This is a genomic window from Secundilactobacillus yichangensis (genome assembly GCF_016861565.1).
In the GTDB taxonomy this organism is placed as follows: Bacteria; Bacillota; Bacilli; order Lactobacillales; family Lactobacillaceae; genus Secundilactobacillus; species Secundilactobacillus yichangensis.
Window position 1 is genome coordinate 126,990 of the sequence record NZ_BOLK01000005.1, and the last position, 21,052, is coordinate 148,041.

A 21,052-nucleotide genomic window follows, 5' to 3' on the forward strand; every position below is an offset into this window, starting at 1 on the left:
TGCGTAGCGTGAACAGATAGCGATGGGGTGCTGGTGAGTCTTCAAATTGACTTATGCCGGTAAGCGCAGTGAGTTATACTAATCAGATATTATTTAATCTATGGAGGTAACGCTTTGAAGTTTACAATTGATCCGGCAATCGATGGGGAGCTGGCAATCACAGAGATTAGGTTCAAGAATTCAGCTCACAGTGACAGGCTTTGGCATGAGAGACTAGACCCACTTATTCAAAAGATAGCCGAAGAGGACACCTTGGAGACTTTACGAGATAATGCCGCTATTCAGGCGACTAAAGCCGGATATAAGCATGTCGGCAAAGACCCAAGCCGGTATCGGCCGTCCAGCGATAGTTTGTGGCGGTGAGTGATCAAGGGTAAGGGTCTTTGCCAGGTGAATACGCTGGTTGATCTCAACAATGATTTGTCGCTGCGGCTGCACTTGCCACTGGGCAGTGATGATCTGGATCAGCTGACTTCGCCGTTGACTTATACTGTGGCGCCAGCAGGGGCGACGTATCCGGGAATCGGCAAGGCAGCGATTGATTTGGCGAATGGGCTGGTGTTAGCAGATCAGAACGGCTTCTTTGGCAGCCCAACGGCGGATTCAACGCGGGCCATGATCAAAGAAGAGACCACCCACGCGCTAGTCGTCGTATATGCTTTTAGTAAGGTTGATGAAGACACGATCCAGAATGTCGTGGCCGATGCCTGTAGGAACTTTCTCGATGATTGCACGGTCGTCAGTCAGCAAATCGTCAAATAGATCAGCGCATCGGTTGTACTCCCGTCTCTGACGGGATTTTTTTGTTTTTAGCGCAACAGAATTGTCCGTCGGCATATGTCGTTGTATCAATATTCAAACAACATGCATATTGGGTAAGGACTCCGTGCGTCAGAGCGTGATTCTGAGGCAACTTAGGATGCAAAGATGCATAGTTTGTGAGTTGATCGAAAGTTGGGTCTTCATTTCATAGTAGCAATTTGACCAGTTAGGGGCCGTATCTGACCACTAACCGGCTTTTTGCGTACAGTTTCGCAACGAATTGATAGGCTCAACTGCGGAGGTACGAAATCATGTTACTAACAACAAGAAGTCTCACGAAAGCTTACGGCAGTCAGGTGGCTGTGAACGGATTAGATCTCGACATCGAGCGCGGTAGTTTCACTGCTATTCTTGGCCCAAATGGTGCTGGTAAATCGACCACCATGGGTTTGCTGACTGGAAGCCTTAGACCAAGCAGCGGCACAATCACATACGCTCCAGACACTAAAGTCGGCATCGTCTTTCAAGACAGCGTCCTCGATGCCAACTTGTCTGTGCGAGAGAATTTGACGATTCACGCCAAACAATACAAGAACGTAGAACCCGGAAGAATCACGCAGCTCATTAAGCAGCTCGGCTTATCTACATTTACTAAGCAGCGCTATCACACGCTATCCGGTGGTCAGAGACGTCGCGTTGATATCGCTCGTGCTCTGCTCAACGAGCCAGACATTTTATATCTTGATGAGCCGACGACTGGACTGGATATTCAGACTCGTAACGCAATTTGGGTGCTATTGCATGACTTACAAACGCAGCACCAACTGACGATCGTGCTGACAACTCACTACCTGGATGAAGCCGACTCTGCTGACAGTGTGTACGTCGTCGACCACGGACGGGTGATTGCCCACGGTACCGCCGCCACCATTAAGACGAAATATGCACCGGACCAGCTACGGATCACGCCGGTTGATAGCAATCGGTTACGTTCTAGAGTTTCTGACAGCACTTTTAGGGTCGAAGGTGGTGACTTCGTTTTTGAGATGAAGACTGCACAAGAGGCCTTGAAATTGCTGACGAATAATCAGAAACTGGTCCAAAACTTTCAGTTTCGCCCCGGAACGATGGACGACGCATTTATTGCCTTGACTGGCAAGGAGGTTCGCTAATGATAGCCTTGATTCAACGTGATTTACTGCTATACTTCCGCAACCATTCTCGAGTGCTCTTTTCGTTGATGGGAGCGATGATTACATTCGTGTTGTACCTGGTCTTCTTGAAAAACACGATCCAGGCCGGTTGGAAGTCTTATCCCGGCAGTGACATCTTACTCGATCAGTGGTTGATTGGTGGAACACTCGCAATCACTGGGATCACCACAACGTTAGCCGGATTGATCCAAGTCGTCTCTGATCGGGAATCGCAAGTACGCGAAGACCTGTTGTAGACTGATACTAGTGATTCTCAGCTGACGATTAGTTACTTAGTGGGTGCCAGTGTGATTGGATTTTTGATGCAGGTCGTCATGTTTGCCATCATGTTCGGTTACTTCCATCTTGAAGACAGCTTGAACGTCACTTTGGAACAGGTGGGCTTGTTGACTGCCTTGATGCTGCTCAATGCAGTACTTTCCTCAGCCATCAATGCCATCATCATTAGTTTTGTAAATAATATGAGCAGTCTGACTAGCCTGTCTACAGTGATAGGGACTGCTGCTGGCTTTTTGGTAGGTGGCCTAATTCCGATCGGTACGCTTCCCAGCGTTGCGCAACAGTTGATCAAAATTACGCCAGGTAGCTATATTGCGGCCCTGAACCGGCAAGTGCTGATGAGTGGCAAGCTGACTGATACCTTCGATGGTCACTTAGCGATGCAGCACCATTTTGAGAAGCTGCTCGGCGTGCGTCTTGACTGGGGCGGGTTGCTGACCCGTCAAGAAACTTTGAATATAGTGGTCGTAACCTTAATCGTAGCTATGGCCTTAGCCTTAATACCACAGCTGATTGCTGGAAGACAGCGCCGCAAGCTGACGGCATAGGCACGAAAGGAGCCAGCTACTTCTGACGACAAGCGACGGGATCGTCAACACCAATGAGACCCTCAGTCACTTTCTGGGACGGGCAGCGAACCCAAACTTTGTCCAGGTTTCCAAGCATGCTGCACTGAATCTCGATCACTTGCTGTCACTGGCAGACAGCTTCTCCGGGAGTATGTCGGCACGACTGACCAACGGCACGAAGACCGAGGTCAGCCGTAAATATGTCAAAGAACTAATGCGGCGCTTGGAGGTGTAATTATGTTGAAGAAAATTGTTCGCAACACCATCACTGGGATTGGCTTTGGTTCATTTGCGTATATTCTGGTTCTACTATTCAAGATTCAAACCACGATGCCGACAACCACTAACATCATTAGTGTTCTCGTGATGAGTGCTGGTATCGGCTGGATTTCCTTGGTATTTGATAGTGATGCACTGCCGTGGATCGCCGAATTAGGAATTCACTTTGTCGGTACATTCTTGCTTGTCGCGATAATGATGCGACTCAACCACTGGCCATTGGTTCCACTATTTTGGATTGTGTTCGTGGCCTTGTACATTGTCATTTGGGTAATCATTCGCATACAGCAGGCCATTCAGGTCGATCGAATCAATACAGCAATCGCGAAGCGGTCACAGAAGTTGGAAAATAAATAGGCTCACAAGGGAAACACAGAACAATGACCCCAGAATAATTCTTGGTACTGAGACACATTTATTTTGAATTCTGAATGATTGCTGTTCGGACTTCTTTTTGCATTTTTGCCAGATACTGATTCAGATACCGTCGATCTAGCCATTCCGCAATTTCTAACAGGGGGGTACCAATAGAACAAGCAATCCTGACAAAGGTAGAATCCTACAGCATTCGTGGGAGATATGTGTTCGGAATTACAGTCAGGTCAGACGAAAACATGACAGGAGGAACTTATGACAGACAGATTGATGCGCGATGCTAAACATAGCGCCTACTCTTGGGCAGAACAACTCAAGAGACAGATGAAGAAAGCCGGTATTACGCAAGTGCAGCTTGCTAAACGATTGGAATTTCAGTACGGCAGTTAAATCGGGTTTTAAATGGTTATCTACTTACTGAGGAGGTGAAATTGAAGATTGGACACGGCATGATTAGATTGACCCAGCGAGATTCACTTTTCTGCCACGTTGATTATTTACGAGTACGATTTGAGTTTGCAACAGCGGAAAACTTGATTACAGAGCTGATGTATTTGAATCTTAAGACCTTCTACCGTAGTGAGCGGGCTTTGTATGGGTATAGAGAGTCATATCAGCGAGATGACATTCGCATTATGACCTCTGACCCAGGGTCAAAGTTAGGGACTCTACTTGAGATGCATAGTAGTGGCTGTCGCCAACTGGAACTGGCGTTGGCACGTGATCATCGTGATTGGGTAAGCTTCTTTTATGATTGCAGTGAGCTTAATGCGAAGTTCAAACGGCTCGATATTGCCATCAACGACACGTTAGGTATTATCGATGTGCCGCGTTGGATCGAGAAAGCCAAGCGAGACGAGTTTGGCTCAACGTTCAAATCCTTTCGGGACTTTGGACAAATGAAGAAAGAACGTCGTGGGGCGACGCTGCAGTTTGGATCACCGCAAAGTGATATTCAATTTGTGATCTATCAGAAGGATATCGAACAATATCAGAAGAATGGTCAGAAATCGACCTAGCACCAATCAAAAATCGCTTTGAGATTCGGCTGGAGAATAAGCTTGCGGATAAAGCCGTCGAGCATTTTATGAGTGGTGAACTTCCAGAGAAAATCGTCTTTGGCATTATCAATCGTTATCTACGATTTGTAATACCGATCAAGTCTAAGGACAAGGCTGAATGGCCACTTGATCCAGAGTGGGAGACGTTCATTGGCGCCAATCGCAATGACATTAAGTTGTTTATGAAGCCTGAACCAGTCACGATTAACAAGGAAATGGTTTGGTTGCGTAAACAGGTCGCGCCGACCCTGAAGATGATTCAGAATCTCGATTCGGCCTTGGGTACTGATCAACTGCAAGAGATGATTAATGAGGCGGAGTTAAGCGACCATCATAAGGCGTTACTGAATGACATTTTAGAAGATAATCAAAAAGGCGACTACGCCGACGAAAGCAAGTAGTCACCTCTGCAGATAAGATTTGGCTCCTATCTGGTTTGATTATCTCACAGGCGGGGAACTAACAACAAGTGAGGTAATGATGAAATCTAGTACAATCAACAAGGCTGATTTGATGCGTCTTGCCGGTTTTCGCCAGCATACGGCGATGATGGTGATTCGACAGGCCAAGCAAATTATGGTAGAAAGAGGATACTCATTTTACAATAATCGTCGGCTAGGCGATGTTCCGCTTAGTGTCGTCGAAGAAATCATTGGCTGTTCTCTCTTACAGGAGGACCCAGACAATGGGGAAAACTAAATATTCTGGCGTCTACACAGACGCCAAAGGAAAGTATTTTTATCAAATTGAAATGGGGGTGGACAGAGCTACCGGTGAGCGGATTCAGCGAAAGAGTCGAAGAGACGCGCAGGGACAACCTTTTGCCACAGCGTATGCTGCGCACAAAGAACTGATCCGCGTTAAGCATGAGTATCAGCTGTCTAATGGCTTAATCAACTACAACCTGACATATGGCGAATTCATCGAGAAGACATACAAACCATATTACAAGTCGTTTGTTGAAAATAGTACCTGGCTTTCGCGCCAGCCGACTATGAAGATTTTGACTGACCGTTTCGGCGAGATGAAGTTGCGGGATATCGAGGGCGGTGATTGCGAGCAATTCCGAATCTGGCTGTTGAATGATTCTCCTTACTCGCAAGCCTATTCGTCCCTGACGTATACCATGTTTCGGACAACGCTGGATTACGCGGTAACGTTAAACTTCTTGCCACAAAACATCGCTAAGCGTACTAAGGCGATTCCAAAAGGAAAAGCTGTTGTTGGATTCTGGACGAAGGATGAGTTCGAGGCAGTGCTCTCTAAGGTGTATTGTGACGACTTTTATGAGCATATGTGCTTCGTGATGTTGTGGGTCTATTACATGACTGGAATTCGAGTTAGCGAGGGTTTGGCGCTGTGGTGGAGTGATGTCGATCTTGAACATAAGAAGCTGCGTATCCATCATACGCTGGACATGCGAAACCAGAATAACTGGACACGCAAACCTTATACGAAAACAGTTGAGGGAATGCGGACAATCTCGCTGGATGATGACACAGTAGCAGTATTGACCGAATGGAAAGCTGTTCAGGAAGCGCATGGAGTAAAGCACTTCGTGATGGGTGCGACAGACAAGCCCACTTACCGCTCGACGGTGATGCGGGTAATCTCACGATATGCAAAATTAGCAGATGTGGCGGATATTCAAGGCAAGGGACTGCGGCACTCACACGTTAGCTATCTCATCAATGAGTTCAATGCCAATGTCTTGCACGTGTCAAAACGGTTGGGCCATTCTAGCCCTGAGATCACGCTGAAACATTATTCGCATCTGTGGAGCCGTGGCGATGAAGAGCTTGCGGAAAAGATGAGTGGTAACATCAAATTTGAATCGGCAACTGAATCAGGAGTCGATTTCAATGGTAATCAGTCGATAAAATACTAGCCTGCCAAAATTCTGCCAAAAGTGGGTTTGGCGTCCTCAAAACGTTGATATAAAGGCGTTTAAAGGAGACCAACTCACGTCGAGTGGGAATAAGGTTCCTGCTCGGTAAATCAGATTAATAAAAGTAAAGCCTCGTTATGTGATGGGGCTTTTATTTTGCACTTTTTAACCATGCTGATTGTGTCTTACTCACAAAAGTAGTGGGCGCATTTGAGTTGAGAAAAATTAAATAGCCACTGAATAATATTCTATTTTTCAAACATATTTTGATCTTTATATCATATAAATAAAAATTATGTTAAAAGATTTAAATAGATGATAAAATGAGCCACGCAATCCAGAAGTTCTGGGTTGTAGGCTCTATTTGTGTATCACGGAGACTGGTTGCCATCAACTGTTGTCAGCGTATTTACGGATTATTTTAGGCAGTCGGCGTTATAACCAGTGGTTCGTCTGAACCGCACGCCTTCGGTAATATGTAATTGAGTAAATTGATCTGACTGCAAGATGGAGGCCCTTTTATTTCAACTAACAGCGGTAGTTTACCATATATGATTAGTTGAAAAAGGCCCCGCAATCCACTGGCCGGATTGCGAGGCTCTATTTGTGTATCAAGGACTATGGCGGAGAGACTGATTCACGAGGGGGGGTAGAAAACGAAACCATAGTCCTGATTGATGATTGAATACTTGGAGTGAGTAATTCAACAGTTGAAGTAATTGGTACTCTATGGGAAAACAGTTGTGAATTATTTAGAAAGTTATTTTGTAGGCTTGAAGTGAAATATACGGTCATTTACCAGTAGTCACTTTGGTAAAATCGACGTGGTCATGAGTGTTTGTAAGAACGAATACATTATCTGATTGGAGTGTTGCTTTTTGGGGAGTGATGGGGTCGTAAAAGGTGTGTTCTTGAACGGGGGTAGCACCTAAAGTATCACTAAACTCCAAAAAGCGGTAGTCTTTTTCAATGGCCTGTACGTCTACCGGCTGCACCGAGACGTACCGGTTTTTATAATACATCACGCTCTTTTCGTTGGGGTTGTGTAACAAACCCATCGCGTGACCGAGTTCATGTTCGGCGACGTTCGTTCGTTGAGAAGATGAGTACTTGTATTTAGTCAAAGTAGCGTTATTGAGCCGAACGTGAGCCGATAGCAATTGGGAGCCGCAGATTTTCGAGTAGGTTATACCCGTTGTTGTGCTGAAAGTTTTGCTCATGCTTGAAAAGCTGTCCGCATGGACCTGACCGTTTGATTTGACGATTTTAAAAGTAAACGCGTGGGTACCATTCCACTTGTTGATAGCTGTCTTCCAAAGGGTCTTGGTCTTGCTATCATCCAGCTGAATAGTAGCGCTGGGAACTTCATAACGATAAGAGCTAAACGGGGTCATGTGGGGAGCGGTATGAGCAAAAGCCGGTTGAGTTATACAGCAACTAAGCATGGCCGTTACAGCGGCGAGAACAACCATGCTCGAAACCTGTGGGATAGAGCTTGTTTCTACTTTTATCATAGTAAAACCCTCCAAAGTAAAACTAACCCAAGTGACATAACAGCTGTAATCATGATTACGGATAGGAGTATAGCACTGGGAAAAGTGTAGTTCCACAATTATGTATTGTTTTGTGAAAATTAATACATAAGTGATTAGAGTGTATGAAAAATGAGGGGCTTGTTATCATTGTCGTGTGATAAAAATGGTAGCGAGCAATTTAACAGGACGCAAAAAGAACGGGCTTTACCCGTTCTGATAAGGATCTTGTGTTTACTTCAGTTCTGCAGTTTATAATTTATTGCCGGAAATTCGATCAGGAAAACTAAGATTCATGAAGCTAATTGACGGTTGCTTAGTGAGCCATTTGTGATGAATAAAACGAACTTAGTTGATATTTAGCTGATTATTGTGATAAATTAGAGGTGTTGAATTAAATTATTTAGAATTGGCATGTTTTACGATAACGTCCGGTCAGGGTTTAGGGGCTGAATTCTGACGGGGCGGCCAACAAGTTTCAAGAAAATTTAAGCGCTTACAACACACCAATGTACGAGAATTTAACTGACTACAGCTGACTAGCAGAAAATGAGGGATGGACATGGCTAAAGATACGAATTATGACTTAACAAAGGTTAATAAACAACTGAAGAAATTTGCAAAGATCGTTAACGGTGATCATGCAATTCGTCCAGTAAAACCAGACGAGGAATTGCGAGTTGGCGTGGATTTGGGTACGTCGTCAATTGTACTGGCAGTCTTAGATAAAGACGATAATCCGCTGTATGGTGCGTTTGAATATGATCATGCAGTTCGTGATGGTATGGTGGTTGATTATCTTGAGAGTATTCGCATTTTAAAGCGATTGAAACAAAAGGCTGAATCAGTCTTAGGTACCACACTTACTACGGCTTGCGGCGCTATCCCACCCAAAACTGGCGATGGTGGTAAAAAAGTGGTTGCTAATGTGATTGAAGCCGCAGAACTTGAATGTTTAAGCGTTGTTGATGAACCAACCGCGGCCGCTAAGTTTTTGCATATTTCATCTGGTACAGTGGTCGACATTGGTGGTGGTACCACGGGCATCAGTATTTTTAAGAACGGTAAGCTTGTTGAAGTTGTTGATGAAGCAACGGGTGGTTTTCACATGACGTTGGTACTTGCGGGGAATCGCCACATTGCTTCTGATAAAGCTGAGCTCTTGAAGCGTGACTCATCTAAGGAAGATGAAGTCTTTCCAATTATCCGGCCAGTTGTTGAAAAAATGGCGACAATCACAAAAGAAGCTGCGGCTAATCAGATACAGCAGCCCGTTGTCGTTGTTGGTGGGGCCACTAACTTCAAAGATTTCATCAAGGCGTTCAGCAAGACACTCAAGTTCGACGCTATTAAGCCGGCGTTTCCGCAGTTTGTGACGCCGTTAGGTATTGCGATGTATGATCATAAGGATTAGGTGGAGTAGAGGTGCAAATTTGATTCTTGTCTTCTGAAAAGTGACTTGAGGATATGCATTTTATAAAAATAATTATAAAGTTCATGCGTACTTTGAAGCGTTTGTCAAATCTTTTAGGTTAATTAATTTTAAATCTATTGTACAAAAGCATACTAATATAAAGGTGATTTTTAGACTAAGTTTCTTAAGTTAAAGCCACTTAAGTAACAAAAAAAGTCAGTCCTGAGAAATCAGGGCTGACTTTTTGGTATGATAATAAATCGATACTTTCCATTATGTTTTTGGTTTTGGTGAAGTACGGGTTAGCAATCGGTAGCTTTATTTTCTTTCATCTGACTATATCAATCTTTTTGTGAGATCTGAATTAGTTGGTAAAATGCAATTCTATAAGCTTTTTTGAAAAACGCGTTCTGACAGGATGCTAATACCTAAGCTCAATCAAAAATTAAAAGTGTGAATTTGTACACGCAAACGTGTAATTTAAGATTACGTGTTTTTTTTCATTTCAAAGATGCTAATAGAATATGAAATGGACTTCTTTTAACACAATGGGTTTTGCACTTAGATTGTAAATTGGACTAAAAGTATTATTTTTAGTGCAGTTGCATTAGTTTTGAAAATTGGTGAAGTATCAGTCATAATCAACTGACAACAGCACAAGCACGAGTTCGCATTCATCATCAAGCAGAATGAGCAGTTGCCCATCGAAAAGGGCATTGTATTCATGGCATTACTACATGCGAACATGTATGGATCTTTTTGAAAATAACGGACATACCTTGTATCGGACGCATCATTATGGGCATTGGGTAGGTGTTATAGACTATTAAATCGTAGTGTTGGGATGTACTGAAGCCAGGAATATTATGTTTGTCTTAATGGTTATGTTTCAACACGTTTGTCACCTTATTATTTGGTTTACAGTAAAGTGATGGTCTTATCCTACTTATGAGATCCATTAAAAATAAGCAAAATTATTCTTAATATTTATTGACGAGAATAATTGATATCAAGACTAATCTTGCTTGTTTATTAGTAAGTTTACATGAAATATTACCAAGTATGAATGACTGAAAAATTAAAAGGTTTGTTAACGAAATACTCTGCATTAATATAATTTCTTTGGATACCAATTTTTGATAGTAACCAATCTCTAATAATGATGCGTAAGAGAGCATGCAATACAGACCTGTTTTCTAGAGGAACATGTTCTCTTGTCGTGGAACTATGTGAAAGTGTATTTCGAATATCTTTGATTTGAGTGATGAAATCTTTATCATTTGAAATGGGTTCATATTTTTTTGTGGCTTTATTTAACATGTCCGAATCAATTTTCTCTTTGAGCACGTAGTTAACTTTACATTTATAATTGATTTTACGGTCTTTAGAAAGAGATTTCTTTTTACGATATTCGGGTTCATAAAAAGTATCAAAGATTAACTGTAAAGCTACACACTCGTTTTGTAACTGTTGGTCCAGTTCTCCGGGCTGATTTGGTTTAATTGAATTGTATATAGAAATAAGTGCGTCATAAGAATTGATCCATGTATTTAAGGAGTCTATACAATTTTGATACAAATCTTTGGTTCTTCGAATGAAAGTTGTGATATAAGAAAAGTCGTTAAAGTTAACCTTGCAAGAATTAGAATTAAATAATTGTACTTCCTGAGGTGCTTTATGAGAAGGGTCATCTCTTGTACCGATAATTTTATATACTTTTTCAGTTGTTCCTGTGATGAGATTGTACCAGCTATTAATTTGCTGATTCACTAATAGTAGCTGAGAAATGGAGCCGTTAATAGCTTTTAATTGTATATAATTGTTTACTACAACACTTGAAGTTACGGAAGTAAGACTATTCTTTGCATTAAAAGCAGAGTCTCCACGCATCAACTGTAAGTTTTTATTTTGTGCGGATTTAGCAATCATATTAGGTGTATCAGGAGTTTTTACTGTTGCCAGGAATTTGTCGTGATCTTGGAGAGAATATTTTGGATTATTTAAATCGCTGCTTAACCAGTTTGAAAAATTTGTTAAATAAGCAATTATGTCTTTAAACTTGGTCTCTTTATTTACAAAAAAGTCTCCAATGAACGAGGAAAGTATCTGGTACTTATTAAATGTTGCTTCGCCAACATCAGTTATATTTTCTCTAGAAATAAGCGGTGAAAAACCATCAAGAGTTAAATGCACAGGAGTAATGATTTCCTTTTGATTTTCGTCGGTACCAAGAAGAGATCCAATGCCATATACTAGTTGACCACTTGCAACTAGCTTTTGTAGATTATGGCTATTACTTGAAATAAATAAATCTGAAGAGTTATATTCTAAACTTCCAGGGGTATTTAGCTTATCAAGTTCTGTCCCAAATGATGCATTGACTGTAAATGAACATTGTTGAGATATTTTATTATTCATAGCTATTTGTCCTTTCTTAATTGGTTCATTATTTCATTAGAATCTTTTTCTAGCATTGAATATGGCATTGCCTGGGCTAGACTGCGACAGCTGTTGATAGCATGGTATAAATGATAATCAATATAACCAATGGATTTTCCACTTTTTATTGCGAGATTACGAATTGAAATATTACGTTTGCATTTTTCTAATAAAACTTCTCTATCAATTTTTCTGAGAGAAGTTAATAAATAGCGAAGTAAACGGTATTGATATGCTGTCAGCTTATGAATACTTTTCCCACGCTTTATGAGATTTTTATAGAAAAAGTAATCTATCATTTCTTCGTCGTAAATATAGATAGGGTGAGAATGAATTATTTTGTAATGGGTCATCAAATGTAAAGAAAAAGTTGTTGAACTCAGAATAGAGCGTAGACTACTCAGTAGTTCTACATTATTTTTACATAAACGCATTTTATTTTTGATATCAATAATTTCCGATTGATATTGTTTAATGATTTGCTCTTCATAGTTCATAAAGTTGCTTCCTGAATTCAGTTATAAATTGATGTGGGCACAACGTATCGATTGAAGTATAAAATTACTGAAATGTAGATTTAAGTACTACGCAAGTGACTGCCAGTTAGGCATTAGAGACTCAAAATAATGGACTACTAATTAGCAGGAAGTCACTGAATCAAAGATTTGTTGTAAATTTAGGTGGTTGAAACCCATGCGTGGGTGATTGTTTCTTGCGCTTGAATTTTTAATTCTTTTAAACCTTTACTTTCTTCAAACTATGCACCCAATTATCATAAAGATGAATACTATCTCTCTGCCAAGTATTGGTCGGCTTATCCTTTGAAAAATAGTTCTTCGGCAGCTGGATGGGGAGTCCTTTTTCCCGGTCACGGTTAAATTCATTAAACAGTGTGTTAGTTTCATATTCTGGGTGGCCGCTGATATACGTCGAATGCGTTTGCTTGGAGGCCAAAATCACTGGGCCGGCTTCTGGGTCACTGGCGAGTACGGCCAATCTAGGATCATTGATGTGACCAAGTGTAGCATGGCGAGATTGCGGCATTGATAGCTGGTTGAATCCAGCGGTCAGTGCCGTTTTTTGGTCAATTTCGCAACGGTAAACGCCGAACAGCTTTTTAGGAATGACGCGTTTATTGATGCCGAAGTCCACGTAAATGCCAGCTTGTGCGGCCCAGCATTCCAAAATTGACTGGCGGACATGATCATGACGCCAATTAAGCAAGGTGTTAAATTCAGGCCAATAATCAACAGCATCGTATGCGATATCTTCTACCGGCGCACCGGTGACGACCATGCCGTCAAATTGCTGATCATAGACATCGGTTAAAGTGGCGTAAGTCTGTTGCAGTTTAGCTTCTGGTATGTGTTTGCTGTGATGCGAGGCCATCCGTAAGAAGGTGACTGCCACGTCCAGCGACAAATGGCTGAATAAACGGACAAACTGCCGTTCAGTTTCCAGTTTGTTAGGCATCAGGTTGACCACCAAAAGTTTCACTGGTTGATCAATCTGAATTGTGTTGCCTGTTTGCTGTTTTAGAAAACCATTATTTAATTGCACTGTCATCCTCATATCCTCCTTCGAATAGAATACAAAAACGTCCCTAGCTGCATTAAACAGCTAGGGACGTTTTTGACGCGGTACCACCCAGTTTTGCAACAGCTTCACAGCTGTCGCCTCAAGAGTAAACATACTCAGCAGATATCGGTGCCCCGTGACGGTAGCCGTTAGACCCCGCCAATCTCTAAGCTCATCTTCATCAGTTTACCCGGCCTTGTTTCAGCATTATCAAGGCTCTCTTGCTCTAGGTAAAGTGACTACTCTTCTTATCATCGACTCATTTTTTAATTAGTTCTTAATCTAACACCGATATCACTTGGCGTCAAATTTTAGCTTGCCTGAGTCTTCAATGGCCGAACTATCTGATCAATAAAGTACTGGTGGAATCGGGTATCGTCCGTCAACTCTGGGTGAAACGAGGTGACTAGGACATGGTTTTGCTGGGCAGCCACGATTCGGCCATCAGCTAAGGTAACCAAAGCTTTAGCAGGCTGCTGTACCTCAGAAAGGTAAGGGGCGCGGATGAAGATCCCGTGGTATGGTTTTGACCAGCCTTTAACAGTTAATTCAGTTTCAAAACTTTCACGCTGACGGCCAAAACCGTTACGAACTACCGTGCCGTTCAAGCCAGCCAACGATTCCGACTGAGCTAACAAAACTAGTCCTGCACAGGTGCCAAATACTGGGAATCCCTGCTGAACCAGTGCCTTTAGTGGTTCTAACAGCTGTTCACGAACCAGTAATTTACGGATCGTGGTACTTTCGCCACCGGGAATGATCAGCCCATCGAGATCTTGCAGATCTGCTTTGGTTTTAACCGGTCGTGGGGTTGCACCGCAATCAGTCACCATCTTGATATGTTCGCTAACCGCACCTTGAAGTGCTAAAACACCAATTATCACGTGCAAGTCTCCCTTCTAAATGCCGCGGTCAGCCATTTTCTGGTCGTCCGTTAACGTTGAAATATCAATGCCCTTCATTGGCTTACCCAAGTTTTCGGAGACTTTGGCAATCAGCGCGTAGTCGGTTGGGTGAGCCGTCGCGGTTACGATGGCTTTGGCAAACTTAGCCGGATTTTCAGAATGAAAGATACCGGAGCCAACGAAGATGCCGTCCGCACCCAAGTTCATCATTAGTGCCGCGTCAGCTGGTGTTGCCACGCCACCAGCAGCGAAATTAACGACCGGTAATTTACCTAAATCGTGGACTTGTTTGACCAAATCATAAGGTGCTCTTAAATCACGGCTGATGGTCATGAGCTGATCAGGATCTGCACTAACCACGTGGTTGATCTGTTCGTTGACTTTTTCCATGTGGCGGACGGCTTCAATGATGTTACCAGTGCCGGGTTCACCCTTGGTTCGCAGCATTGAAGCGCCTTCGCCAATTCGCCGGAGTGCTTCGCCTAAATTCCGGCAGCCGCAAACGAAGGGGACCTTATAGTCGGTTTTATTAATGTGGTAGTTATCGTCTGCCGGCGTCAAGACTTCACTTTCGTCTATGTAGTCAACGTCAATGGCCTCCAGAATGCGGGCTTCAGCAATGTGGCCGATCCGGACCTTGGCCATGACTGGAATCGTGACAGCATCCATAATTGCCTTGATCATGGCTGGATCAGACATCCGGGCGACGCCACCCGCTGCCCGAATATCTGAAGGTACCCGTTCCAGTGCCATTACGGCAACCGCGCCGGCTTTTTCCGCAATCTTTGCCTGTTCCACGTTGGCCACGTCCATGATGACGCCGCCTTTTTGCATCTGTGCCATACCTCGTTTAACCGCTGTTGTTCCTGTTTGTGTCATAGTCAAACCTCCATCTCTAAAAATTAGTTACATCGTACGGCACAGCGACTATAATAAAAACAACCAATTGGATGGTAAAATATCCACCCAATTTAAATAAAAGGGGTGACAGCATGAATTGGCAGCTTCCCAGCGGTAGGCAGTCGTTATATATCAAAATGATCACACTGATTACTAAAGCGATTAATAATGGTGAGCTTTTACCTGGCCAGCAGTTACCGTCAGAACGGCAGCTAGCTGAATTATTAAAGGTTAACCGATCGACGATTCAACGCGCGTTAAACGAACTGGTCAGCAGCGGTTTACTGACCCGAAGACGTGGCAGCGGAACCTGGGTCAGCATGGATAAGTGGGGGATTTTAAATGAAAACGTCAATTGGCGTACTTATCTGGCAGCCAACCGGTTTGGTGATCCCGAAAGTTATTTAAAACAGTTGCGGACCCTGGAGTCCGATCCGCAGGCCATTAACTTGGCACACTTCAACATTCCTAATCGGTTGGCGTTGCCAATTTCACTAAACCATGTTTCAGCTAAACAGCTGGTAGAGCAGGAAAATCACGTTGATATCAGTGGGGCTGCGGTACTGAAGCAACAGTTGACGGAGCGGCTGTCACCGTTATTGAAACAACCCATCACTTCTAATCAGTTGCTGATTACTTCCGGTGCGCAGCAGGCCTTTTACTTAATTACTCAGGGCCTGTTATCATACGGCGATGCCATTGCGATTGAAAAACCATCCTACTTCTACCAGTTGACGCTCTTTCAGGTGGCCGGTATTCGGGTTTACGGGATTCCCTTACTGGAAGATGGCAGCCTTGATTTAGAGTATCTCCAGCAAGCGTACTATAAGCACCGGTTTCGCTTCCTGTTTGTTAACCCCAACGGGCAAAACCCCACTGGTCAAATGATGCCGCTCACCAAGCGAAAGGAATTGCTCCGCGTTTGTCAGGCATTGAAAGTTCCCATTGTTGAAGATGATCCCTTTGGAATTACGAACGCCGTGTCAGCTAATAGGCTAGTACCACCGTTAAAAGCACTGGATCCCGATAACGTGCTCTACGTGGGTTCATTGTCTTCATTAGTCGGCAATCAAGCGCGAATCGGCTGGCTGCTGGCGCCATCGTTTGTGGTGAATCAACTAGCTGATATCCGTCAGCAGATGGAATCCGGCATGAGCATTTTCCCGCAGATCATTGCGGCGCAATTTTTAGCTCAGTCAGATTTGGCACAGCAGATTCAACATCAGGCTGTTCGTCTGCGAAGAAAACAGCAACTAATGCAGGATGCTTTGCAGCCCTTTGTTGATCAGGGCTTAATCAGCTATCGATTACCGGTGAGCGGTAATAGTCTTTGGACGCATTTACAGGCGACGCGTCAGTTAAACGTCACGGATTATAATTTATTTCTTAAGCATCGGGTTCTGGTCAGACCAGACTTCCTGTTTGGCTCGCATCAAAACAACGTTCGGGTGGGCTTTGCCAACTTGGATTCCACTCAGGTACCGCAGTTACAAGAGCGGCTGCAATTAATTCTCGCAACGTTATAGTTAATCAATATCTTCCCTACCATTTTGAATTGATTTCGATATAATGGGTGTTAATTTAAAGCAGAGGAGCCAGTACTATGAAGATTATTATTACCGTTGTTGGCAATGACAAAGTCGGTATCGTGGCCGCGGTCAGCAAACAGTTAGCTGAACTGAACGTGAATATCACTGATATGTCTCAAACCCTGATGCATGGCAGCTTTACTATGATGTTAATGGGTGAATTTACGCCCGAGCAAACGGCCTTTGATACCGTTCAAAAGGCACTTACCGAGTTAGGCAAGTCTATTGGCGTTGAGATTCACACGCAGCGGCAAGAATTATTTGACGCTATTCAGAAGCTATAAGGGAGATGACCTTATGGAAACTAAGCAAATCCAAGATACAATTCAAATGATTGAAGAGGAACACCTGGACATTCGGACGATCACCATGGGTATTTCGCTACTGGACTGCATTGATAGCGATGCTAAAAAAGCCTGTCAGCGCATTTATGATAAAATCACGAACAAGGCAAAAGATTTGGTGAAAGTGGCAGAAGCCATTCAGCGGGAGTATGGTGTTCCAATCGTCAATAAACGCATTTCAGTGACCCCGATTGCTTTGGTTGCCGCTGCCAGTGCCAGCGATAGTTATGTCGAATACGCGCTGACAATGGACAAGGCGGCAACTGATTTAGGAATTGATATCATTGGCGGTTTCTCAGCCTTGGTCCAGAAGGGGTATCAAACTGGCGACCACAAATTGATCAATTCTCTGCCGGAAGCATTAGAGAGTACGGAACGGGTCTGTGGATCAATTAACGTTGGCTCAACAAAGGCCGGTATCAATATGGACGCGGTGCGCGAAGTTGGCCAAGTCGTTAAAAAGATTGCCAGTGTTGATCCTCAAAAATGTATGAATCTAGTGGCGTTTTGTAACGCGGTGGAAGATAACCCCTTCATGGCGGGCGCTTTTCACGGTGTGGGCGAAGCGGACTGCGTGATTAACATGGGAATCAGCGGACCTGGAGTTGTTAAACGCGCGCTGGAACGCGTTAAGGGCGAACCATTTGACGTTGTGGCTGAGACGATTAAAAAGACGGCGTTTAAAGTTACCAGGGTTGGTCAGTTTGTTGGCCAAATTGCGTCTGAAAGACTGAACGTGCCCTTTGGTATCGTTGACTTATCACTAGCCCCAACACCGGCCCGAGGAGATTCCGTAGCTGAAATTTTGGAGGAAATCGGACTGGATAGCGTTGGTGCTCCCGGAACAACGGCGGCTTTGGCAATGCTGAACGACGCGGTGAAGAAGGGCGGAATCATGGCCTGCAGCCACGTCGGCGGTTTATCTGGCGCTTTTATTCCCGTTTCCGAGGACGCTGGTATGATCAAGGCGGTTGAAGCTGATCAATTGAGTATTGAAAAACTTGAAGCGATGACGGCGGTTTGTTCGGTTGGCCTCGATATGATTGCAGTCCCAGGCGATACTACAGTCGAGACTATCAGCGGTATATTGGCGGATGAAGCTGCAATCGGTATGATCAACAATAAAACCACCGCGATTCGGATCATTCCTGCTACGGGTAAAAAAGTGGGTGACGATATTAATTTTGGTGGGTTGTTCGGCCACGCGCCCGTGATGAAGGTTAGCGCTAGTCAGCCAACTGAATTCATTGCCCGCGGTGGCAGAATCCCAGCGCCCATTCATGCGTTTAAGAATTAAAAAATAAGCGTTACCTCACAGTTGGAGGTAACGCTTATTTATTAACGTGAATGGAGAGGTGTATCCTTGATTTTTAAATAAACAAGCTGGTATTCCGCTGGCGAGCATCACCTAAGTAGGCTGCCACACCACCAAATTCGATACCGTCGATCAGTTCCTCTTTTTGGACGCCCATCAGATCCATACTCATCGTACAGGCAACCATTTTGACGCCGGCGTCCTGCGCTTTTTGCAGCATGGTATCCAGTTGATCCACGTTATTGCTGTGCATTAACTTTTTCATCATGTTTCTGCCGGCACCCAGCATATTGAGCTTGGATAGCGGTAACTTTTGAGCGCCATGAGGCAGGGCGATATCAAACATCTTTGCCATGCCTTTCTTACGAAGTTTAACACCCGGCTTTTTGATGACGTTCAGTCCCCAGAAGGTGAAGAACATGGTGACTGGCTGCCCCATCGCCGCAGCCCCTTGAGCAATGATTAAACTGGCGATTGCTTTATCAAAGTCACCGTCGAAAACGACAATCGTTGTGCCTTCTTCGTTTGTTTTGACCGTGGTAGCTGGAGCGGGATCGGTTGCGCTACTTGGGCAAGTTGCCGTATCCTGCCCCTTTTGAACGGTTGCCACTACTTTATCGCCTTGAATTTCGTTACTTACAACAGTGTTATTCGTGGCGTTAGCCCAAGCGTCAATGTCTTTGTAAAAGCCAAAGTCAGAAGCAGTTACCTTAAGCTGCTGACCGTCGGCTAAATCCTGCATAGCGGTTTTAACCTTTAGAATGGGACCAGGGCATTGCAGACCGCAGGCGTCCAGTTCAACTTGAGCAGTGTCTTGAATTGGCGCTGCTTGGGGCTCCTTTTGCTGGACGGCTGACTTAGCCGTTTTATGGTTCGGGTGAGTCAGTTGGTATTTTGCAGTTCGGTAAGTTTTCAGTCCACCGTCCAAGTTAATGGCGTTGAAGCCACGTTGATTCAGTACTCGGGCAACGTTATAGCCACGAAGACCAGCAGCGCAGTAGACGTAGATGGGCTGATCGGTTGGCAATTCTGCCAGTCGTTGACGAATTTGACTTCGTGGGATGTTAACGGCATTTTTAAGTGCTGGCTCAGCTAATAGCTCATCTGGGTTACGGACATCCAGGAAGTAAGCACCCTTAGCAAGCAGACCATCTACTTCATGCCATTGAATGGTGGTCACTAACTTATCCTGAATATCACCCGCCATGTAGCCAGCAAAGTTAACGGGATCTTTGGCGGAGGCGTATGGCGGCGCGTAAGCAACTTCGATATCCGCTAGTTCGGCCACTTTTGCGTGGAAACGGATTGCCGTTGAAATGACGTCGATTCGTTTGGCAACGCCCTTTGTACCCACAGCCTGAGCCCCAAGAATCTGGTCATCAGGTGAGAAGAGTACTTTAAGTTCAATCGGTGCAGCCCCCGGATAGTATCCGGCACTTGAATTCGGATGCAGATGAATCACTTGATAAGGAATGTCCAGCGCCTTTAGCTGCCATTCGTTAGCGCCAGTTGAGGCGGTGGTCAGTGCGAATACTTTTGCCACCGAAGTGCCAAGCACTGCTGGATTTTCACGGTCAAAGCCGGCTAAGTCATCTGCTAGGTAGCGGCCTTGGTGGTTGGCTGGACCTGCCAGCGGAATTGAAACGGTTTGTTTGGTAATGGCATTTTCAACGGAGATGACATCGCCGATCGCGTAAACATCAGGGAGATTCGTCTCAAAATGTTTGTTGACAGAAATGAAGCCGCGTTCGTTGGTCTTAACCCCAGCATCTTTTGCCAGCTGTGAATTTGGTTTAACACCGATTGCTAAGATGACTAAGTCTGTGTTGATGGTGTCACCGCCAGCTAGTTTGAGTGTATGGCCGGAATTAGTAAACGCTTCCAATTTGGTGTTGAGCCGCAGATCGACACCATTGATAGCTAAATGCTCGTGCAAAAATTGCGCCATTTCAAAGTCGAGGTTCGGCATGACTTGAGGTGTGGCTTCCACCAATGTAACTTCTAGACCGCGATGGCGTAGGTTTTCAACCATTTCCAAGCCGATGAATCCACCGCCAACCACGGTAGCATGTTTTGACGAATTCTTTTCGATATACTCGGTAATCTGATCAACGTCAGGAACTGTCCGAACGGTGAATACATTATGTGAGTCAACTAGCCCCGGAAAGTGAGGGATAACTGGGCTGGCACCGATGGATAAGACCAGTTTGTCATAATGGTCCTGCTGGCTGCCTTCAGGAGTTTGTACGGTGATTGTTTTGGCTGCTGAATCGATTGCGGTGACTTCGCTATTGACGTGAATATCGATATTAAAGTCATTGCGCATATCATCAGGGGTGGACACGAATAAATTCTCACGGTCCGCAATGGTTTTTCCGACATAGTAAGGTAAACCGCAGTTAGCAAAAGAAATGTAGGGGCCAGCCTCATATATCGTAATCTCAGCATCTTCATTTAACCGTCTTAGACGAGTAGCGACGGATGCACCGCCAGCGACACCGCCAACAATAATAATTCGTTCGGACATGGTTTGTTCCTCCTTGTGAAATAAATATTTTAATCTTGAAATCATTATACCCCATGACCGTATATTGTCAATATAAATAAAA

The 21,052-nt window shown here is 44.2% G+C and carries 21 protein-coding genes and 2 pseudogenes; 16 read left to right on the plus strand and 7 right to left on the minus strand.

What is annotated here, in order from left to right; genetic code table 11:
* Positions 1-114: 114 nt before the first annotated feature.
* The 12 genes and pseudogenes from JUE95_RS06265 (at position 115) to JUE95_RS06310 (ending at position 6,427) form a co-directional block, all read left to right on the plus strand.
* Positions 115-363 (plus strand): hypothetical protein, encoded by a 249-nt coding sequence (locus tag JUE95_RS06265; RefSeq protein WP_203650025.1) that lies wholly within the window; start codon positions 115-117, stop codon positions 361-363.
* Positions 364-762 (plus strand): phenylalanine--tRNA ligase beta subunit-related protein, encoded by a 399-nt coding sequence (locus tag JUE95_RS06270; protein WP_203650026.1) that lies wholly within the window; start codon positions 364-366, stop codon positions 760-762. It abuts the gene before it with no gap.
* 311 nt (positions 763-1,073) lie between these two features.
* Positions 1,074-1,934: an ABC transporter ATP-binding protein gene (locus tag JUE95_RS06275; protein ID WP_203650027.1), complete on the plus strand. Its 861-nt coding sequence runs from the start codon at positions 1,074-1,076 to the stop codon at positions 1,932-1,934.
* Positions 1,934-2,212: a hypothetical protein gene (locus tag JUE95_RS12735; protein WP_235995248.1), complete on the plus strand. Its 279-nt coding sequence runs from the start codon at positions 1,934-1,936 to the stop codon at positions 2,210-2,212. Before JUE95_RS06275 ends, JUE95_RS12735 begins: the two co-directional genes overlap by 1 nt.
* Before the next feature lie 18 nt (positions 2,213-2,230).
* Positions 2,231-2,803 (plus strand): annotated as a pseudogene (locus JUE95_RS12740) (ABC transporter permease); the annotation flags it as partial.
* 4 nt (positions 2,804-2,807) lie between these two features.
* A pseudogene (locus tag JUE95_RS06285) lies at positions 2,808-3,059 on the plus strand (LytTR family DNA-binding domain-containing protein); the annotation flags it as partial.
* A 2-nt stretch (positions 3,060-3,061) separates the two neighbouring features.
* Positions 3,062-3,460, plus strand: coding sequence for a DUF3021 domain-containing protein (locus JUE95_RS06290; RefSeq protein ID WP_203650028.1), 399 nt, complete (start codon positions 3,062-3,064; stop codon positions 3,458-3,460).
* Between the two features lie 273 nt (positions 3,461-3,733).
* Complete coding sequence (locus tag JUE95_RS12820; RefSeq protein WP_268920906.1) at positions 3,734-3,868, plus strand: hypothetical protein; 135 nt, start codon at positions 3,734-3,736, stop codon at positions 3,866-3,868.
* 41 nt (positions 3,869-3,909) lie between these two features.
* Positions 3,910-4,497 (plus strand): replication initiation factor domain-containing protein, encoded by a 588-nt coding sequence (locus JUE95_RS12900; RefSeq protein WP_203650029.1) that lies wholly within the window; start codon positions 3,910-3,912, stop codon positions 4,495-4,497.
* A 29-nt stretch (positions 4,498-4,526) separates the two neighbouring features.
* The gene (locus JUE95_RS12905; protein ID WP_373305670.1) at positions 4,527-4,940 is read left to right on the plus strand and encodes a replication initiation factor domain-containing protein; all 414 of its coding nucleotides are present in this window, start codon (positions 4,527-4,529) and stop codon (positions 4,938-4,940) included.
* 79 nt (positions 4,941-5,019) lie between these two features.
* Entirely contained in the window at positions 5,020-5,238 is a 219-nt protein-coding gene (locus JUE95_RS06305; protein WP_203650030.1) for a DUF3173 domain-containing protein, read from the plus strand.
* Positions 5,225-6,427, plus strand: a complete 1,203-nt coding sequence (locus tag JUE95_RS06310) for a tyrosine-type recombinase/integrase (RefSeq protein WP_203650031.1) — start codon at positions 5,225-5,227, stop codon at positions 6,425-6,427. The genes JUE95_RS06305 and JUE95_RS06310 overlap by 14 nt, the downstream gene beginning before the upstream one ends.
* 791 nt (positions 6,428-7,218) lie before the next feature.
* On the opposite strand, the gene JUE95_RS06315 is transcribed toward JUE95_RS06310, so the two are convergent.
* Complete coding sequence (locus tag JUE95_RS06315) at positions 7,219-7,941, minus strand: matrixin family metalloprotease (protein WP_203650032.1); 723 nt, start codon at positions 7,939-7,941, stop codon at positions 7,219-7,221.
* 574 nt (positions 7,942-8,515) lie between these two features.
* Between JUE95_RS06315 and eutJ the strand changes: the two genes are divergently transcribed.
* Positions 8,516-9,373: an ethanolamine utilization protein EutJ gene (eutJ, locus tag JUE95_RS06320; protein ID WP_203650034.1), complete on the plus strand. Its 858-nt coding sequence runs from the start codon at positions 8,516-8,518 to the stop codon at positions 9,371-9,373.
* Between the two features lie 1,053 nt (positions 9,374-10,426).
* Here the strand turns inward: eutJ and JUE95_RS06325 are convergent.
* The 5 genes from JUE95_RS06325 to pdxS all read right to left on the minus strand — a co-directional run bounded on the left by JUE95_RS06325 (position 10,427) and on the right by pdxS (position 15,174).
* Complete coding sequence (locus JUE95_RS06325) at positions 10,427-11,791, minus strand: HEPN domain-containing protein (protein WP_203650036.1); 1,365 nt, start codon at positions 11,789-11,791, stop codon at positions 10,427-10,429.
* Between the two features lie 2 nt (positions 11,792-11,793).
* On the minus strand, positions 11,794-12,309 hold the full coding sequence (locus JUE95_RS06330; protein ID WP_203650038.1) for a hypothetical protein: 516 nt from the start codon (positions 12,307-12,309) through the stop codon (positions 11,794-11,796).
* Positions 12,310-12,547: 238 nt separating this feature from the next.
* Positions 12,548-13,378, minus strand: a complete 831-nt coding sequence (locus JUE95_RS06335; RefSeq protein ID WP_203650040.1) for a homoserine O-acetyltransferase/O-succinyltransferase family protein — start codon at positions 13,376-13,378, stop codon at positions 12,548-12,550.
* A gap of 323 nt (positions 13,379-13,701) precedes the next feature.
* On the minus strand, positions 13,702-14,274 hold the full coding sequence (pdxT, locus tag JUE95_RS06340; protein ID WP_203650042.1) for a pyridoxal 5'-phosphate synthase glutaminase subunit PdxT: 573 nt from the start codon (positions 14,272-14,274) through the stop codon (positions 13,702-13,704).
* Between the two features lie 15 nt (positions 14,275-14,289).
* Entirely contained in the window at positions 14,290-15,174 is an 885-nt protein-coding gene (gene pdxS / locus JUE95_RS06345; protein WP_203650044.1) for a pyridoxal 5'-phosphate synthase lyase subunit PdxS, read from the minus strand.
* A 113-nt stretch (positions 15,175-15,287) separates the two neighbouring features.
* On the opposite strand from pdxS, the gene JUE95_RS06350 reads away from it, so the two are divergent.
* The 3 genes from JUE95_RS06350 to JUE95_RS06360 all read left to right on the plus strand — a co-directional run bounded on the left by JUE95_RS06350 (position 15,288) and on the right by JUE95_RS06360 (position 18,425).
* Complete coding sequence (locus JUE95_RS06350; protein ID WP_203650046.1) at positions 15,288-16,721, plus strand: aminotransferase-like domain-containing protein; 1,434 nt, start codon at positions 15,288-15,290, stop codon at positions 16,719-16,721.
* A 77-nt stretch (positions 16,722-16,798) separates the two neighbouring features.
* Positions 16,799-17,068: an ACT domain-containing protein gene (locus JUE95_RS06355; RefSeq protein ID WP_203650048.1), complete on the plus strand. Its 270-nt coding sequence runs from the start codon at positions 16,799-16,801 to the stop codon at positions 17,066-17,068.
* Positions 17,069-17,081: 13 nt separating this feature from the next.
* Positions 17,082-18,425 carry a PFL family protein gene (locus tag JUE95_RS06360; protein WP_203650050.1) on the plus strand — a complete coding sequence of 448 codons (1,344 nt, stop codon included), beginning with the start codon at positions 17,082-17,084 and terminating at the stop codon, positions 18,423-18,425.
* Positions 18,426-18,498: 73 nt separating this feature from the next.
* Here the strand turns inward: JUE95_RS06360 and JUE95_RS06365 are convergent, their stop codons facing one another.
* A complete protein-coding gene (locus JUE95_RS06365) occupies positions 18,499-20,970 on the minus strand; it encodes an FAD-dependent oxidoreductase (protein WP_203650051.1) in 2,472 nt (823 codons plus the stop codon).
* Positions 20,971-21,052: the final 82 nt, after the last annotated feature.

Excerpts from the sequence above, each read along its gene's own strand:
- JUE95_RS06275 (WP_203650027.1), top strand. The coding sequence starts at position 1,074 with ATGTTACTAACAACAAGAAGTCTCACGAAAGCTTACGGCAGTCAGGTG.
- JUE95_RS12735 (WP_235995248.1), top strand. The coding sequence starts at position 1,934 with ATGATAGCCTTGATTCAACGTGATTTACTGCTATACTTCCGCAACCAT.
- JUE95_RS06290 (WP_203650028.1), top strand. The coding sequence starts at position 3,062 with ATGTTGAAGAAAATTGTTCGCAACACCATCACTGGGATTGGCTTTGGT.
- JUE95_RS12820 (WP_268920906.1), top strand. The coding sequence starts at position 3,734 with ATGACAGACAGATTGATGCGCGATGCTAAACATAGCGCCTACTCTTGG.
- JUE95_RS06305 (WP_203650030.1), top strand. The coding sequence starts at position 5,020 with ATGAAATCTAGTACAATCAACAAGGCTGATTTGATGCGTCTTGCCGGT.
- JUE95_RS06310 (WP_203650031.1), top strand. The coding sequence starts at position 5,225 with ATGGGGAAAACTAAATATTCTGGCGTCTACACAGACGCCAAAGGAAAG.
- JUE95_RS06315 (WP_203650032.1), bottom strand. The coding sequence starts at position 7,941 with ATGATAAAAGTAGAAACAAGCTCTATCCCACAGGTTTCGAGCATGGTT.
- eutJ (WP_203650034.1), top strand. The coding sequence starts at position 8,516 with ATGGACATGGCTAAAGATACGAATTATGACTTAACAAAGGTTAATAAA.
- JUE95_RS06325 (WP_203650036.1), bottom strand. The coding sequence starts at position 11,791 with ATGAATAATAAAATATCTCAACAATGTTCATTTACAGTCAATGCATCA.
- JUE95_RS06330 (WP_203650038.1), bottom strand. The coding sequence starts at position 12,309 with ATGAACTATGAAGAGCAAATCATTAAACAATATCAATCGGAAATTATT.
- JUE95_RS06335 (WP_203650040.1), bottom strand. The coding sequence starts at position 13,378 with ATGACAGTGCAATTAAATAATGGTTTTCTAAAACAGCAAACAGGCAAC.
- pdxS (WP_203650044.1), bottom strand. The coding sequence starts at position 15,174 with ATGACACAAACAGGAACAACAGCGGTTAAACGAGGTATGGCACAGATG.
- JUE95_RS06350 (WP_203650046.1), top strand. The coding sequence starts at position 15,288 with ATGAATTGGCAGCTTCCCAGCGGTAGGCAGTCGTTATATATCAAAATG.
- JUE95_RS06355 (WP_203650048.1), top strand. The coding sequence starts at position 16,799 with ATGAAGATTATTATTACCGTTGTTGGCAATGACAAAGTCGGTATCGTG.
- JUE95_RS06360 (WP_203650050.1), top strand. The coding sequence starts at position 17,082 with ATGGAAACTAAGCAAATCCAAGATACAATTCAAATGATTGAAGAGGAA.
- JUE95_RS06365 (WP_203650051.1), bottom strand. The coding sequence starts at position 20,970 with ATGTCCGAACGAATTATTATTGTTGGCGGTGTCGCTGGCGGTGCATCC.